The 13,430-nt window shown below is 72.2% G+C and carries 16 protein-coding genes; 13 read left to right on the top strand and 3 right to left on the bottom strand.

Features of this window, described 5'->3' with window-relative positions; genetic code table 11:
- The 8 genes from OJ997_RS34825 to OJ997_RS34790 form a co-directional block, all read left to right on the top strand.
- A partial coding sequence (locus OJ997_RS34825) for an Hsp70 family protein (protein WP_270030049.1) occupies window positions 1-1,197 on the top strand: 1,197 nt, incomplete at its 5' end.
- Window positions 1,197-1,778 carry a nucleotide exchange factor GrpE gene (locus OJ997_RS34820; protein ID WP_270030048.1) on the top strand — a complete coding sequence of 194 codons (582 nt, stop codon included), beginning with the start codon at window positions 1,197-1,199 and terminating at the stop codon, window positions 1,776-1,778. The genes OJ997_RS34825 and OJ997_RS34820, both read left to right, overlap by 1 nt.
- A gap of 2 nt (window positions 1,779-1,780) precedes the next feature.
- Window positions 1,781-2,902 carry a molecular chaperone DnaJ gene (gene dnaJ / locus OJ997_RS34815; RefSeq protein WP_270030047.1) on the top strand — a complete coding sequence of 374 codons (1,122 nt, stop codon included), beginning with the start codon at window positions 1,781-1,783 and terminating at the stop codon, window positions 2,900-2,902.
- Window positions 2,902-3,345 (top strand): heat shock protein transcriptional repressor HspR, encoded by a 444-nt coding sequence (locus OJ997_RS34810; RefSeq protein WP_270030046.1) that lies wholly within the window; start codon window positions 2,902-2,904, stop codon window positions 3,343-3,345. The genes dnaJ and OJ997_RS34810 overlap by 1 nt, the downstream gene beginning before the upstream one ends.
- Window positions 3,346-3,413: 68 nt before the next feature.
- On the top strand, window positions 3,414-4,370 hold the full coding sequence (locus OJ997_RS34805; protein WP_270030045.1) for an ABC transporter ATP-binding protein: 957 nt from the start codon (window positions 3,414-3,416) through the stop codon (window positions 4,368-4,370).
- Window positions 4,370-5,149 (top strand): ABC transporter permease, encoded by a 780-nt coding sequence (locus OJ997_RS34800; protein ID WP_270030044.1) that lies wholly within the window; start codon window positions 4,370-4,372, stop codon window positions 5,147-5,149. The genes OJ997_RS34805 and OJ997_RS34800 overlap by 1 nt, the downstream gene beginning before the upstream one ends.
- Window positions 5,131-6,312, top strand: coding sequence for a sensor histidine kinase (locus OJ997_RS37995; RefSeq protein ID WP_270030043.1), 1,182 nt, complete (start codon window positions 5,131-5,133; stop codon window positions 6,310-6,312). Before OJ997_RS34800 ends, OJ997_RS37995 begins: the two co-directional genes overlap by 19 nt.
- On the top strand, window positions 6,309-6,914 hold the full coding sequence (locus tag OJ997_RS34790) for a response regulator transcription factor (protein WP_270030042.1): 606 nt from the start codon (window positions 6,309-6,311) through the stop codon (window positions 6,912-6,914). Before OJ997_RS37995 ends, OJ997_RS34790 begins: the two co-directional genes overlap by 4 nt.
- Here OJ997_RS34790 and OJ997_RS34785 read toward each other — a convergent pair.
- A complete protein-coding gene (locus tag OJ997_RS34785) occupies window positions 6,900-8,279 on the bottom strand; it encodes an MFS transporter (protein ID WP_272600627.1) in 1,380 nt (459 codons plus the stop codon). The genes OJ997_RS34790 and OJ997_RS34785 overlap by 15 nt on opposite strands.
- Before the next feature lie 54 nt (window positions 8,280-8,333).
- Between OJ997_RS34785 and OJ997_RS34780 the strand changes: the two genes are divergently transcribed.
- Window positions 8,334-8,720, top strand: coding sequence for a MarR family winged helix-turn-helix transcriptional regulator (locus OJ997_RS34780; RefSeq protein WP_270030040.1), 387 nt, complete (start codon window positions 8,334-8,336; stop codon window positions 8,718-8,720).
- Here OJ997_RS34780 and OJ997_RS34775 read toward each other — a convergent pair.
- Entirely contained in the window at window positions 8,692-9,087 is a 396-nt protein-coding gene (locus tag OJ997_RS34775; protein ID WP_270030039.1) for a hypothetical protein, read from the bottom strand. The two genes, OJ997_RS34780 and OJ997_RS34775, sit on opposite strands and share 29 nt — an antisense overlap.
- Before the next feature lie 142 nt (window positions 9,088-9,229).
- Here OJ997_RS34775 and OJ997_RS34770 point away from each other — a divergent pair, with 142 nt between their 5' ends.
- Genes OJ997_RS34770 through OJ997_RS34760 form a run of 3 tightly spaced genes read left to right on the top strand, consistent with a single transcriptional unit; the run spans window position 9,230 to window position 11,970 of the window.
- Window positions 9,230-9,883, top strand: coding sequence for an FHA domain-containing protein (locus OJ997_RS34770; protein WP_270030038.1), 654 nt, complete (start codon window positions 9,230-9,232; stop codon window positions 9,881-9,883).
- Between the two features lie 36 nt (window positions 9,884-9,919).
- Window positions 9,920-10,615, top strand: coding sequence for a response regulator transcription factor (locus OJ997_RS34765; RefSeq protein WP_270030037.1), 696 nt, complete (start codon window positions 9,920-9,922; stop codon window positions 10,613-10,615).
- A complete protein-coding gene (locus OJ997_RS34760) occupies window positions 10,603-11,970 on the top strand; it encodes a sensor histidine kinase (protein WP_270030036.1) in 1,368 nt (455 codons plus the stop codon). The genes OJ997_RS34765 and OJ997_RS34760 overlap by 13 nt, the downstream gene beginning before the upstream one ends.
- Here OJ997_RS34760 and OJ997_RS34755 read toward each other — a convergent pair.
- Complete coding sequence (locus OJ997_RS34755) at window positions 11,951-12,241, bottom strand: hypothetical protein (RefSeq protein WP_270030035.1); 291 nt, start codon at window positions 12,239-12,241, stop codon at window positions 11,951-11,953. The genes OJ997_RS34760 and OJ997_RS34755 overlap by 20 nt on opposite strands.
- A 630-nt stretch (window positions 12,242-12,871) precedes the next feature.
- Between OJ997_RS34755 and OJ997_RS34750 the strand changes: the two genes are divergently transcribed.
- Window positions 12,872-13,321 (top strand): hypothetical protein, encoded by a 450-nt coding sequence (locus OJ997_RS34750; protein WP_270030034.1) that lies wholly within the window; start codon window positions 12,872-12,874, stop codon window positions 13,319-13,321.
- Window positions 13,322-13,430: the final 109 nt, after the last annotated feature.

The raw sequence follows: 13,430 nt of genomic DNA, 5'->3' as shown, positions 1-13,430 counted from the left end.
CTGACCGCCGACAAGATGGCCCTCCAGCGCCTGTACGAGGCGTCCGAGAAGGCCAAGATCGAGTTGTCCTCCGCCCAGGAGACGCAGATCAACCTGCCGTTCATCACGGCCGACGCCTCCGGCCCGAAGCACCTGGACGTCCGCCTCACGCGCGCCAAGCTCAACGAGCTGGCCGGCTCGCTCATCGAGCGCGTCGTCGGCCCGGTCCGCCAGGCCCTGGACGACGCCAAGGACAAGGGCGTCAAGGAGATCGACCACGTCGTGATGGTCGGCGGCATGACGCGCATGCCCGCCGTCCAGGAGAAGGTCAAGGAGCTCACGGGCAAGGAGCCGCACCGCGGCGTCAACCCCGACGAGGTCGTGGCCGTCGGCGCCGCCATCCAGGCCGGCGTGCTCGGCGGCGAGGTCAAGGACGTCCTGCTGCTCGACGTCACCCCGCTCACCCTCGGCATCGAGACCAAGGGCGGCGTGATGACCAAGCTCATCGAGCGCAACACGACGATCCCGACCCGCAAGTCCGAGGTCTTCTCGACGGCTGAGGACAACCAGCCGTCCGTGGAGATCCACGTGCTGCAGGGCGAGCGCGAGATGGCGACCTACAACAAGTCGCTCGGCAAGTTCCAGCTGACGGGCATCCCGCCCGCGCCGCGCGGCATCCCGCAGATCGAGGTCGGCTTCGACATCGACGCCAACGGCATCGTGAAGGTCTCGGCGAAGGACCTCGGCACGGGCAAGGAGCAGAAGATCGAGATCAAGTCGGGCTCGGGCCTGAGCGACGACGAGATCAAGCGCATGGTGTCCGACGCCGAGTCGCACGCGGACGACGACAAGCGCCTGCGTGAGCTGGCCGAGGCCCGCAACGCCGGCGAGTCCGCCGCCTACAACGCGACCAAGCAGCTCAAGGACCTGGGCGAGCAGGTGGACTCGGCCTCCAAGGCGGAGATCGAGGACGCGGTCAAGGACCTCAACGAGGCCCTCAAGGGCGAGGACGCCGAGGACATCAAGGCCAAGACCGACCGCCTGCAGTCCGCGTTCCACCGCGTGTCCGAGGCCATGTACGAGCGCGCCCAGGCGCAGCAGCAGGACACGGGCGCGCCGGAGGACAACAACGGCAACGCGACCAGCAATGGCAACGCATCGGCCGACGCCTCCGAGGAGGAGGTCGTCGACGCCGAGGTCGTGGACGAGCAGAAGTAATGACGGACGAGCACGTCAACGTCGAGGCCGCGGAGGACTTCTCCGCGGCCGCGCCGCCAGACCCGGCGGCCTCCGGCGCGGGCGAGACGTCCTTCTCCGACGCCGAGGCTCCGCCCGCGCCGTCCGAGGTCAAGGCCGTCCCGACCGAGTTCGAGACGCTCACCGCCGAGCGCGACAAGTACCTCGGGCTCGCGCAGCGTGCGCAGGCCGACTTCGACAACTACCGCAAGCGGATGGCGCGCGAGAACGCCGCCGCGGGTGACCGCGGCGTGGCCAAGCTCGCCAAGGAGCTGCTGCCCGCGCTGGACCACCTCGAGCTGGCCTTGAAGGCCGCCGAGGGCCACGAGGACGTGGTGAAGGGCTTCGCGATGGTCGCGGGCGAGCTGCAGGCGGCCCTCGGGCGCGTCGGCATCCAGTCGTTCTCGCCGCAGGGCGAGGTGTTCGACCCCAACGAGCACGAGGCGATGGCCCAGACCCCCGTCGAGGGCGCCGAGCCCGGCACCGTCGCCGAGGTCTACCAGTCCGGCTACCGCATCAACGGCGCCGTCCTGAGGCCGGCGCGCGTGGTGGTGGTGCAGTAGCGATGGCCGCGCGCGGTACCGACCACTACAAGACCCTGGGGGTCGACAAGAAGGCCTCCCAGGAGGACATCAAGAAGGCGTACCGCAAGCTCGCCCGCCAGTACCACCCGGACACGAACAAGGACGCGGGGGCCGAGGAGCGCTTCAAGGCGATCTCCGAGGCCTACGACACCCTCGGGGATCCCGACAAGCGCAAGAAGTACGACCGCGGCGGCTCCGTGTTCGGCGGTGCCCAGTCGCCGTTCGGCGGCGGGGCCTCCGGAGGCGGCGGCGCCGGCGCGGGCGACTTCGGCTCGTTCTCGGACATCCTGTCGGGCATCTTCAACACCGGCGGCGGGCGCACCACGCGCACGAAGCCGGCGACGGAGCGCGGCAAGGACCTCGAGACGGCGGTCACCCTGTCGTTCGAGCAGGCGCTGACCGGCGCGCAGGTGCCGGTCTCGGTCGCCACCCACGCCGCGTGCACGACGTGCCGCGGCTCGGGCGCGCGGCCGGGCACCTCGCCGAAGGTCTGCCCGGTCTGCAGCGGCCGAGGCGTCGAGGCGCAGGGCCAGGGCGTCTTCTCCGTCACCCGCCCGTGCTCGCGCTGCAACGGCACGGGCACGGTCATCGAGGACCCGTGCGGCACCTGCGGGGGCGAGGGCCGGCTGCGCGAGATGAAGCGCTACCGGGTCAACATCCCCAAGGGCGTGCGCGAGGGCTCGCGGATCCGGCTCGCCGGCAAGGGCGAGGCGGGGCTGCGCGGCGGCCCGGCGGGCGACCTGTACGTGGTGACCCACGTCACGGAGTCCGACGTCTTCAAGCCCAAGGGCGACCACCTCGAGGTCGAGGTGCCGATCACCGTCGCCGAGGCGCTGGCCGGCGCCGAGGTCGAGGTCCCGACGCTGCACGGCACGAAGAAGCTGCGCGTCGCGCCGGGCACCAAGCACGGCACGGTCCAGCGCCTGCGCGGCGAGGGCGCGCCCGTCCTCGGCGGCAAGGGCAACGGCGACCTGCACTACCGGTTCGTGATCGAGCTGCCGTCGTCGCTCAACGAGGAGCAGAAGGCCGCGGTCGAGCAGCTCTCCAAGGTCATGAACGGCAACCCGCGCGAGCGGATCCTGCGGGCGGCCGGAGCGAGCTGATGAGCGTTCGGCGCACCCGCATCACCGCGCGCGTCGAGCACGACCGCGGCGTGTTCATGATCTCCGTCGCCGCCGAGCTGGCCGAGATGCACCCGCAGACCTTGCGCATGTACGAGGCGCGTGGCCTCATCGAGCCCAAGCGCTCGCCGAAGGGCACGCGCCTGTACTCGCAGGCCGACGTCGAGCGCCTCCGCAAGATCCAGGAGATGACGACCGAGTGGGGCATGAACCTCGCCGGCGTCGAGAAGGTCTTCGAGCTCGAAGAGGCGCTCGATCGGATGCAGCGCAAGGTCAACATCCTCGAGCGGCGCGCCGAGCAGCTGCAGGAGGAGATCGCGCGCCTGGAGGAGAAGCGCGAGTCGGTCAAGGCCGAGATCGTGCGCTACGAGGCCGCGCCCGGCACCTCGCTCATCCCCATCAAGCACGTCAAACGTCCGTCATGACTTTTGTCATGGCGGATTGGTGATCGGCCCCACTACCGCCGCTCCGGGGTCCGCGCGACCTTGGAGGTATGAACAACGACTCAGGTTCCAAGCCGGCGGTGCGCGTGCGCGGACTGCGTCGGACCTACGGGACGGGGCACGACGCGTACGAGGCAGTGCGCGGCGTCGACCTCGACGTGCCCGCCGGCTCGATCACCGCGCTGCTCGGCACCAACGGCGCCGGCAAGACCTCCACGCTCGAGGTGCTCGAAGGCCTTGCGCCCGCCTCGGCGGGTGAGGTCAGCGTCCTCGGGCTGCATCCCGTCAGCGACCGCGCGGAGATCCGCCGCCGCACCGGCGTCCTGCTGCAGCGCAGCGGGTTCTCCGGCGATCTGACGGTCCGCGAGACGCTCCGCCAGTGGAGCGGGACGCTCACCAACCCGCGCCCGGTCGACGAGATGCTCGGCCTGCTCTCGCTCGAGGATCGCGCCGACGTGCGCATGCTCGCGCTGTCGGGCGGCGAGACCCGCCGCGTCGACCTCGCCAGCGCCCTGATGGGCGACCCGGAGCTCGTCATCCTCGACGAGCCGACCACGGGCCTCGACCCTGAAAGCCGGCGCGAGGTCTGGCGACTTGTCGACGGCCTCCGTGAGCGCGGCGCCACCGTCCTCATCACCACCCACTACCTCGAGGAGGCGGAGACGCTCGCCGACCGCCTCGAGATCATGCACGCCGGGCAGATCGTGCGCTCGGGCACGCCGACCGAGATCGCCAAGGGCCATCCGTCGACGATCAGCTTCGCGCCTCGCCCTGACGTGCCGGAAGACCTCCTCGGCGTCCGTCGCGTCATTCACGAGCACAACCGCACGACGCTCGAGACGAGCGCGCTGCAGGACTCGCTCACCGAGCTGATGGCCTGGGCGCAGCACAACGAGGTCCGCCTCGAGGACCTCGACGCGCGCAGCCCGAGCCTCGAGAGCGTGTTCCTCGCGATCGCTGACGGCCGCGATCCTGACCCGTCCCCCCTCGAAGTAGGGAGCCTCTAATGGACCTCTCGATCAAGCGCACCGCGCACCTCGCGCGCTGGAACCTGGTGCTGCTCACCCGCAACCGGCTGGCGTTCGTCTATGCGGTCGTCATGCCGCTCCTGCCGCTGCTGTTGCTGCTCACCGGCGACCGTGGCTCCGAGACCGCGGGCGCCAGCGCCATCACGACGCTCTTCCTGGTCGCCGGCCTCTTCCCCGTCTACTACAACGTGCTCGCCCAGTTCGTGAACCGGCGCGACGAGCTCGTGCTCAAGCGCATGCGCACCGGCGAGGTGCGGGACTCGGAGCTGGTCGCCAGCATCGCGCTCCCGGGCATCGCCAGCGCGCTCGGAGTCTCGCTGGTCGCCATCCCGGTCGCCGTCGCGTTCGGCCAGGAGCTGCCCGTCAACGTGCTGCTGTACGTGGCCGGCGCGGTGTTCACGGTCGTGATGCTCTCCGCCTTCGCGTTCTGGACGGCGGCGTGGACCAAGAGCGCCGAGTCGGCGCAGCTCACTAGCCTCCCGATCATCCTGATCGTCTCCTTCGGACCGCTGTTCACCTCGATCTCCGGCCTCCCGGACGTGCTGCGCGACCTCGCCGAGTTCACGCCGGGCTCCGCGATGAGCGAGATGGTGCGGATCGGCTGGTTCGGGCTCGACGGCCCGGACGCCACCAAGACGACGCTGGACTTCGCGGAGACCTGGAGCGTGGCCGCCGAGCCGCTGCTCGTGATCGTCGCGTGGACGTTCGTCGCGATCTCGCTCGCGAAGCGGTCGATGCGGTGGGAGCCCCGGTCCTGAACCTCAGGGGCCGGCGGCGCTGGTCGGAGCTCACGCGCGTCGAGCGCGTCGGGCTCTACACGCGCCAGTCGCTGTACGTGCTCCTGTGGCTGTTCAACGTCTCGGTGGTGCTGCCCGCGGCGCTGGACCTCGACGACACGGCGGAGGCGGCGGCGCTGCTGGGTGGTGGGCTGGCCGTGAGCGCGTTCGCGTTCGCGGCCTTCCTGCCGTCCGTCCGCCGCTGGCCGGACGTCCCGCCGCCGTCGTGGCGCCGGCTCGGCCCGCTCGCGGTCGTGAGCGCCGCGGTGATCGTGTTCGCGGAGACGTCGTTGCCGGACACGGGCCAGGGCGCCGCCGTCTTCACGGTCGTCGCTGGCCTCGTGATGGTGCTCTCTTTGCAGCCCGGCCGGCGGATCATCGTGGCGCTGCTGCTGGCCTCGGCGCTGCTCTACGGGCTCACCGACGGCACGCTGGTCGCCGCCGCCGTCGGGCTGCTGATCGCCGGCTTCTTCGTGTTCACGGTGCGCGCGTCGCTGTGGATGCTCGGGATCGTCATGGACCTCGACGAGGCCAGCCAGGTCAAGGCCGAGCTGGCGGTGGTCGAGGAGCGGCTGCGCTTCTCGCGCGACGTGCACGACGTGCTCGGGCGCCGGCTCTCGACGATCGCCGTCCAGGCCGAGCTCGCCGCGACCCTCGCCTCACGCGGGGACGAGCGCGCCGCCGAGCGGATGCTGGAGGTGCGCGCGGTCGCCCACGAGGCGCTCCGGGAGGCGCGCGAGCTCGCCCGCGGCTACCGCGCCACGAACTTCGACAACGAGCTGGAGGGCGCGCGCTCGCTGCTGCGGTCGGCGGGCATCGACGTGCGGCTCGGCGACGGGGTGCTGCCCCGCGCCTGGCACGAGGCGGCCGGCTGGGTCGTGCGCGAGGCGGTCACGAACGTGCTCCGGCACTCCCACGCGACCTGCGTCCGGATCACGTACACGGACGGGGTGCTGCGCGTCGAGAATGACGGCGCGCAGCCGTCGGACGGCCAGGATGGCTCCGGCCTGCGTAGCCTGCGGGAGCGGCTCGCGCCGCTCGGCGCCACGTTGGAGGCGGGGCCGGAGGACGACGACCACTGGGTCGTGATCGCCCACTTGCCAGGTACCGGGCCGTTGAGTGCAACCCGTCGGGAGATCCCATGATCCGCATCCTGCTCGCCGACGACGAGCACCTCATCCGCACCGCGCTCGCGCAGATGCTCGACCTCGAGGACGACCTCAGCGTCGTCGCGGAGGCGGCTTCGGGTGACGTCGCGGTGGAGCTGGCGGTCCAGCACGCGGTCGACGTGGCCGTGCTCGACCTGCAGATGCCGGGGCTCGACGGGATCGCGGTGGCCGAGCAGCTGACCTCGCGGTTGCCGGGCTGCGGTTGCGTGATCGTCACGAGCCACGGCCGGCCGGGTCACCTCAAGCGCGCGCTCTCGGCCGGCGTGCAGGGGTTCCTGCCGAAGACGACGTCCGCCGCGACGCTGGCCTCGGTCGTCCGCACCGTGCACGCGGGCGGCCGCCACGTGGACCCCGAGCTGGCGGCCGAGGCGATCGCCGCCGGCGACAGCCCGCTCACGCCGCGTGAGGCCGACGTCCTGGAGCTGGCCGCGAGCGGCGCGCCGGTCGACGAGATCGCCGACCGCGCGTCGCTCTCGCCGGGCACGGTGCGCAACTACCTCTCGAACGCGATGAACAAGCTCGGGGCGTCCAACCGCCACGAGGCCGTCGCCATCGCGCGCCGCCTAGGCTGGATCTAGCGCGTACGCCTCCTCCGTCTGCGGACGGGCGACGCCGACGAGCGCCAGCGCGATGCTGACGACCGCGACGCCGAGCACGACGCCCACCGCCGCGCGATAGTCGCCGGTGGTGCCGGCGCTCACGACGCTGGTGACCGCCGCGAGCACGATCGCCCCGCCCATCTGGAAGGACGTCTGCACGAGCCCGGCCGCGAGGCCCTGCTCGTGATCGGCGACGCCGGACGTGGCCTGGACGTTGAGGGCCGCGTAGCCGAGCGTGAAGCCGAGGCCGACGAGGAGCATCACCGGGAGGAACGTGACGAAGTACGGCGTCGCGTCCACGGGGAGGAAGAGCGCGTAGCCGGCGGCGAAGGCGACCGTCGAGGCGAGGATCGGCTTCGTCGTGCCGTAGCGGCTGATCACGGTGCCCATGCGCGGGGCGCCCGACGCGACGAGCAGGCCGCCGGGGAGGAAGGCCAGTGCCGTCTCGAGCGCGCTCCAGCCGAGCGTCGTCTGCAGGTACAGCGTCGCGATGAACTGGAAGCCGACGTAGGCGCCGAACAGCGCCATTGCGCCGAGGTTCGCGCGCACGAGCGGGCCCGAGCGGAGGATGCCGAGGCGCACGAGCGGGTGCGAGCTGCGGCGTTCGATGATCACGAACGCGGCGAGCAGCGCGATCGCGATCACGCCTTCCACCGCACGCTCTTCGACGAGCGCGTGGACGAGCACGAGCATGCCCGCGGTGAGCAGGACGGCGCCCGGCAGGTCGTACCGGCGCTTCGGCCCCAGATAGGGGCGGTCCTTCGTTAGGTAGCGGGGGATCAGCGCGAGCAGGATCGCCGCGACGGGGACGGGGAGCACGAACGTCAGCCGCCAGTCGGCGCTGGTCAGCAGGCCGCCGAACACGAGGCCGAAGCTGAAGCCGCTCGCACCGAAGGCGTTGAAGATCGCCAGCGCCTTGTTGCGCGCCGGGCCTTCGGTGAACGTCGTGGTGATCAGGGACAGCGCGGCGGGCACGGTGAAGGCCGCAGCGGCGCCCTTGATGAACCGCGCCGCGATCAGCAGCGCGGGGTCGTCGACGAGGCCGCCGACGAGGCTTGCGACGGTGAAGACCGCGAGCGCGCCGATCAGCACGCGGCGGCGGCCGAGCAGGTCAGCGGCACGGCCGCCGAGCAGCAGCAGGCCGCCGAGGCCGAGCACGTAGGCCGAGACGACCCACTGCAGCTCGGAGGTGGTGAGGCCGAGATCGGCCTGGATCGAGGGCAGCGCGACGCCGACCATCGAGACGTCGAGGCCGTCGAGGAAGACGATCCCGCACAGCAGGATCAGGGCGCCCCAGAGTTTGGCGTCCCACTTCGGGGAGGAGGAAGTCACGGTCGACACCATACATGCATGTGCATTTAATGCGTGTGCAACCTATGCATCGGGTACGATCTAGGTGTGCCTTCCGATGTGCTGACGACTGAGTGGCGTGACCTGCTCTCTCGGCATGCGCGCACGGTCTGCGCGCTGGATGAGGCGCTCGGTGCCCACGGCTTGGGCATGAGCGAGTTCGAGGTGCTCGAGCGGCTCGCGTGCGAATGCGGCGAACGACCGAGGATGCAGGAGCTGGCCGCTGCAGTGCATCTCAGCCAGAGCGCGTTGTCGCGCACGGTCGGCCGGCTCGAGAAGGACGGCCTGGTGCACCGCGCCATGTGTCCCGAGGACCGGCGCGGCGTGGCGGTGTGCCTGACGGACGAGGGGCGCGAGCGCTACGAGGCGGCCCGCCCGACGCACCGTCAGGTGCTGGCGGACACGCTCACTCCGCCGCAGCAGCCGCCGGCGTAGCCCACAGGGCGATCTGCAACGCGCTGGCGAGGCGGTGATGGGCCGCCTGCTTGACGTCGTCCGCGCTCAGGCGCACGACGATCACGCGGTTGGACGCCGTGTCGAGCTTGAAGCCCCGGTCCGCCATCTCGCAGGCCACCTTCCAGGCGTCCTTGCCCGTGTCGCGCAGGTCGATCGCGAGGCGCACGGTGCTCGTGTCGCTCTTGACCTCGGGGCCGAGGACGCGGACACCGCTGATCTCGGCGATCCGGTCGCGGGCGATCGTGGCGGCGGCGCGGACACGCTCGAGCTCCGCCTCGGCGGCGAAGTCGCGAACGGGGGTGAGGAGCTCGGACGGCGGGAAGAAGATCAGGGATGGGGCGGCCATGGACAGGACACTGACCGATGGTCGGGGTGCGGACCATCCGCGTCCGGGGTGAACCTTCTCGCCCCCGGGGTTGGTCCGTTCACCCCCGGGGATGAGGAATCAGTGGCGGGCAAGTGTCCGCGTCGCGTAGAGTGGACGCGTGGTGCACGATTGGCCTGAACGTCACGCCTCGTCCCCCGCTGAGCTGCAGGCTCGCCTCGCCGCCGAGCGGGCGGAGGCGCCTTTCCTGGAACTGCGGGACGGCGACGGCGTGCAGCAGATCGTCGCGCTCGCGGGCCAGCTGACCGTCGGGCGCTCCCCGACCGCGGGCCTGGCGCTGCCGTGGGACGCGCAGGTCTCGCGCTCGCACACGTCGATCGAGTGCCTCGACGGCATGTGGACCGTGCTCGACGACGGGCGCTCCACCAACGGCACGTTCGTCAACGAGGAGCGGGTCGGCGGGCGGCGCACGCTGCGCCATCTGGACGTCATCCGCGTCGGCGCGACCCGGCTGCGCTTCCACGATCCCTCGGAGGCGGGGCAGGACTCCAAGCTCACCGAGGTCGCGGGGAACGTCGCGATTCCGACCTTGACGCCCGCCCAGCTGCGCGTGCTCGGCGCGTTGTGCCGGCCGGCGGACGGCCCGGCCTCCAACGAGGAGATCGCGGACGAGCTGACGGTCTCGATCGACACCGTCAAGACCCACATGCGGGCGCTGTTCGACGCGTTCGACCTGGGCGCGTCGGCGCCGTACCGCAAGCGCTTCGAGCTCGTCAAGAAGGCCGTGGACGCGGGCCTCGTGTCCCCGCCGCGTTAACGATCTCTTTCCCTACGGGTACTTAGCATCGCGGTCGTGAAGCCGCGCGTGCTGTTCGTGGAGGACGAGCCCTCGATCTCCGGGCCGTTCTCCAGCGCGCTGACGCGGGAGGGCTTCGAGCCGGTCGTCGCGGAGTCGCTGGCCTCCGCGCGGGCGCAGTTCTCGACCGGGGCCTTCGACCTCGTGCTGCTGGACCTGATGCTCCCGGACGGCGACGGGCGGGACCTGGCGCGGGAGATCCGGGCTTCGGGCTCAGAGGTCCCGATCATCATGCTCACCGCGCGTGGGACGGAGCTCGAGCGGGTGGTCGGGCTGGAGCTGGGCGCCGACGACTACGTGGTCAAGCCGTTCAGCGGCGCGGAGGTGATCGCGCGGATGCGGGCGGTACTGCGGCGGGTTCGTCCGGTCGTGGCCTCGGACGTGGTGATCGGGCCGCTCCGGGTCGAGCCCGGCGCGCGGCGAGCGTTCCTGGACGGCGAGGAGCTCGCGCTGTCGCGCAAGGAGTTCGACCTGCTGGCCGAGCTGGTGCGGCACGCCGGTGAAGTCGTCACCCGCGAGGACCTGATCGCGCGGGTGTGGGACGAGAACTGGTTCGGGTCGACCAAGACGCTGGACGTGCACGTCGGCTGGCTGCGCGGCAAGCTCGGCGACGACGCGGCCGCGCCGCGCTGGGTGCACACCGTGCGCGGCGTCGGCTTCCGCTTCACGGGGCCGGGCGAGTGGCCGTCCTGACGCTGCGCGCGCGGATCGTGCTGGTGCTGGCCTACGTGCTCGTGCTGGCGATCGGGTCGATGCTCGTGCCTTTGGTCCGGTCGGTGCGTGACCGGATCTCGGCCGAGGTCGCGACCGCGGCGGTCTCCCAGGCGGAGGTCGTGGCCGCGACGGCCGGAGATTCCTCCGATCTGCCGGGCTTGGCGACGACCGCCGCGCGGCAGGTGCGCGGACGGGTGCTCGTGCTGGACGCGCGCGGGGTGGTCGTCGCGGACTCGTCGCCGGGCGGTGAAGGTGCCGAGTACGGCTCGCGGCCGGAGATCGCCGCGGCCTTGCGGGGTACGCCTTCGCAGGTCGAGCGCGAGAGCGCCACTTTGGACGAGCGGATCCTCGCCACGGCGGTGCCCGTGCTGCGCGACGGCCGGCCGGACGGCGCGGTGCGGATCACCCAGAGCGTCGACGCGGTGGACCGCGCGGTGTCGTCGGCCACGATCGGCCTGGTGTTGGTCGGCGGGATCGTGCTGGCGCTGGGTTTGGGTGCCGGCGCGTTCCTGGCGGCCTCGATCACGCGGCCGCTGCGGCGGTTGGCTGGTGCCGCGCGACGCGCGGGCGACGGCGATCTGGGCGTGCGGGTGGAGATCGAAGGTTCGGCCGAGCAGCGCGAGGTCGGGCAGGCGTTCAACGAGATGACCGCCCGCGTGCAGCGGATGATCGACGCCCAGCGCGACTTCGTCGCCGACGCCTCACATCAACTCCGGACGCCGCTGACGGGGTTGCGGCTGCGGATCGAGGAGGCGGCCGCGACGGGCTCGCGCGAGCAGCTCGACGGCGCGCTGGAGGAGGTCGACCGTCTGTCGGCGGTGGTCAACGAGCTGCTGGTGCTGAGCGAGGCGGGCGCCGCCCGGGCCCCCGACGCGGTCACCGACCTGCTCGCCGGAGCGGCGCGGGCGGTCGAGCGCTACCCGGCCGCGGTGATCGAGCTCCGCGGCTCGCCGTCGCTGGTGCGCTCCACCGCCTCGGACCTGGACCGGGTGCTGGACGCGGTGCTCGAGAACGCGATCGACTACGGCCCCGCCGGGCAGACGATCACGGTGGCCGTCGGCCCTGGGGTCTTGACCGTGACCGACGAAGGCCCGGGCCTCACCCCGGGCGAGGAGGAGACCGTGTTCAACCGCTTCCACCGGGGTGTGGTCGGCCGCGCCTCCCGTCGCCGCGGCACGGGCCTCGGGCTGCCGATCGCCCGCGAGCTCACCGCCCGCTGGCACGGCTCGATCACCCTGACGAACGGCGCCGGCCGTGGCGCGGTCGTGACGATCACGCTGCCTTTGGCGGACGGCACGACCCCGCACGAACCCGTCACAGAGGCGACGGCGTGAAGGGCTGGCGCCGCACTGCCGCTGTCGCGCTGGCCGCCGTGCTCGGGTTGGTGGTCGCCGCGGGGCTGACCACGGCGGCGAGCACGCTGTCCGGGCAGAGCGTCGGCCTGTCGTCGGAGCCGCTGACCGCGGGTGAAGGGTTGGCGCCAGTCGCGACCGTCACGCCGACACCGACATCAACACCGACGCCGACCGCGACCGCGACTCCGACGCCGCGGCCGACGCGGACCGCGACGCCGCGGCCGACCCGCACGGCGACGCCGACGGCCACGGCTCCGCCGGGGGACGACGACAACAGCGGGCCTGGGAGCGGCGGGGACGACGACTCCGGGCGAGGGCGCGGGCGGGGGCGTGGCAGGGGTCGAGGCGGCGATGACTAGCTCGGCCGCGTGAACGGCGAGCACACCCGCTGCCGCCGCGTCAAGCGAACTCGCGCTTCGCGGCGAGCCCGCTTGACCCGTCGCGGCCGGCGCGCTCTTGTGCCAATGAGCCGGGTTCCCCGGACTGTGGGAACGCGGTGCGTTCCCCGTCGGGCGATTCGCGAGGGCCGAAAGCGAAACGAACACCCTCGTGGGGGTCATCCGTCACTTGACGCCCCTATAGGGGGTCAACTGACGGATCACCTCGACGGCACGGGCGCGGCTGGTCGTTCGTGATCGAGTCGAGGTGAACGCCTGAGCGTTCACTCAGTGAGGGGAACCCTCCTCACCTGCCCGCATCACGCCCGCCGCGTCGGGTCAAGCGGGCTCGCCGCGAAGCGCGAGTTTGCTTGACGCGGCGCCCGCGGGTGTGATCAGCCGTGGCCGTTCGCGCCCCCTCGCGTCCCTCGCAGCGCAAGTTTTGCCAAACCTTTCCCTGCCCCTACCGGACGCTTGGGTGACCGGAGCCGATGGTGTGTGGCATGAGCCTGCGCACCCCCGTCGTCGTCGCGATCGCCCTGTTGTCGGCGCTCGGTGGCGTTGCCGCGGCGGCGGTCGCCCTGCCGTCCGCGCCGCCGCGGCCGACCGTCGCCGCCGCTACGCCGTCCGCGACCCCCACCCCTGAGGTGCGGACGAAGACGATCCGCCGCACCATCCACGTGGTCCGTCGCGATCGCCAGCCTGCTGCGGCGTCCTCGTCGGGCGGCGGCGGCTCGTCGACCCCGGCGCGCTCCTCCGCGCCCACCCGTCCGGCGGCTCCCGCCCCGCGCACGGCGGCCCCGGCTCCGGCGCCGGCGCGGTCGTCCTCGCGCGGCGACGATGACGACGACTCCGGTCACGGCCGCGGTCGCGGTCGGGGCGGCGACGACGATGACGACGACTCGGGCCGCGGACGCGGTCGGGGCCGCGGCGGGGACGACGACGATGACTGACCACCGCTGGGACGAGCCGCCGCGCGCCGACCGCAGCGAGGCGCCGACGCAGAAGCTGCCGACGGCGGTCACCGCCGCGGCCCCGGCCGCGCCCGCCGCCGGGCCTGCG

The organism is Solirubrobacter phytolaccae (assembly GCF_027587195.1).
Lineage (GTDB): Bacteria > Actinomycetota > Thermoleophilia > Solirubrobacterales > Solirubrobacteraceae > Solirubrobacter > Solirubrobacter phytolaccae.
Note: the sequence above shows the minus strand (reverse complement) of the source record. Positions and strands in the feature narration are given on the sequence as shown.

Excerpts from the sequence above, each read along its gene's own strand:
- OJ997_RS34810 (WP_270030046.1), top strand. The coding sequence starts at position 2,902 with ATGAGCGTTCGGCGCACCCGCATCACCGCGCGCGTCGAGCACGACCGC.
- OJ997_RS34805 (WP_270030045.1), top strand. The coding sequence starts at position 3,414 with ATGAACAACGACTCAGGTTCCAAGCCGGCGGTGCGCGTGCGCGGACTG.
- OJ997_RS34775 (WP_270030039.1), bottom strand. The coding sequence starts at position 9,087 with ATGGCCGCCCCATCCCTGATCTTCTTCCCGCCGTCCGAGCTCCTCACC.
- OJ997_RS34820 (WP_270030048.1), top strand. The coding sequence starts at position 1,197 with ATGACGGACGAGCACGTCAACGTCGAGGCCGCGGAGGACTTCTCCGCG.
- OJ997_RS34785 (WP_272600627.1), bottom strand. The coding sequence starts at position 8,279 with ATGGTGTCGACCGTGACTTCCTCCTCCCCGAAGTGGGACGCCAAACTC.
- OJ997_RS34790 (WP_270030042.1), top strand. The coding sequence starts at position 6,309 with ATGATCCGCATCCTGCTCGCCGACGACGAGCACCTCATCCGCACCGCG.
- OJ997_RS34750 (WP_270030034.1), top strand. The coding sequence starts at position 12,872 with ATGAGCCTGCGCACCCCCGTCGTCGTCGCGATCGCCCTGTTGTCGGCG.
- dnaJ (WP_270030047.1), top strand. The coding sequence starts at position 1,781 with ATGGCCGCGCGCGGTACCGACCACTACAAGACCCTGGGGGTCGACAAG.
- OJ997_RS34800 (WP_270030044.1), top strand. The coding sequence starts at position 4,370 with ATGGACCTCTCGATCAAGCGCACCGCGCACCTCGCGCGCTGGAACCTG.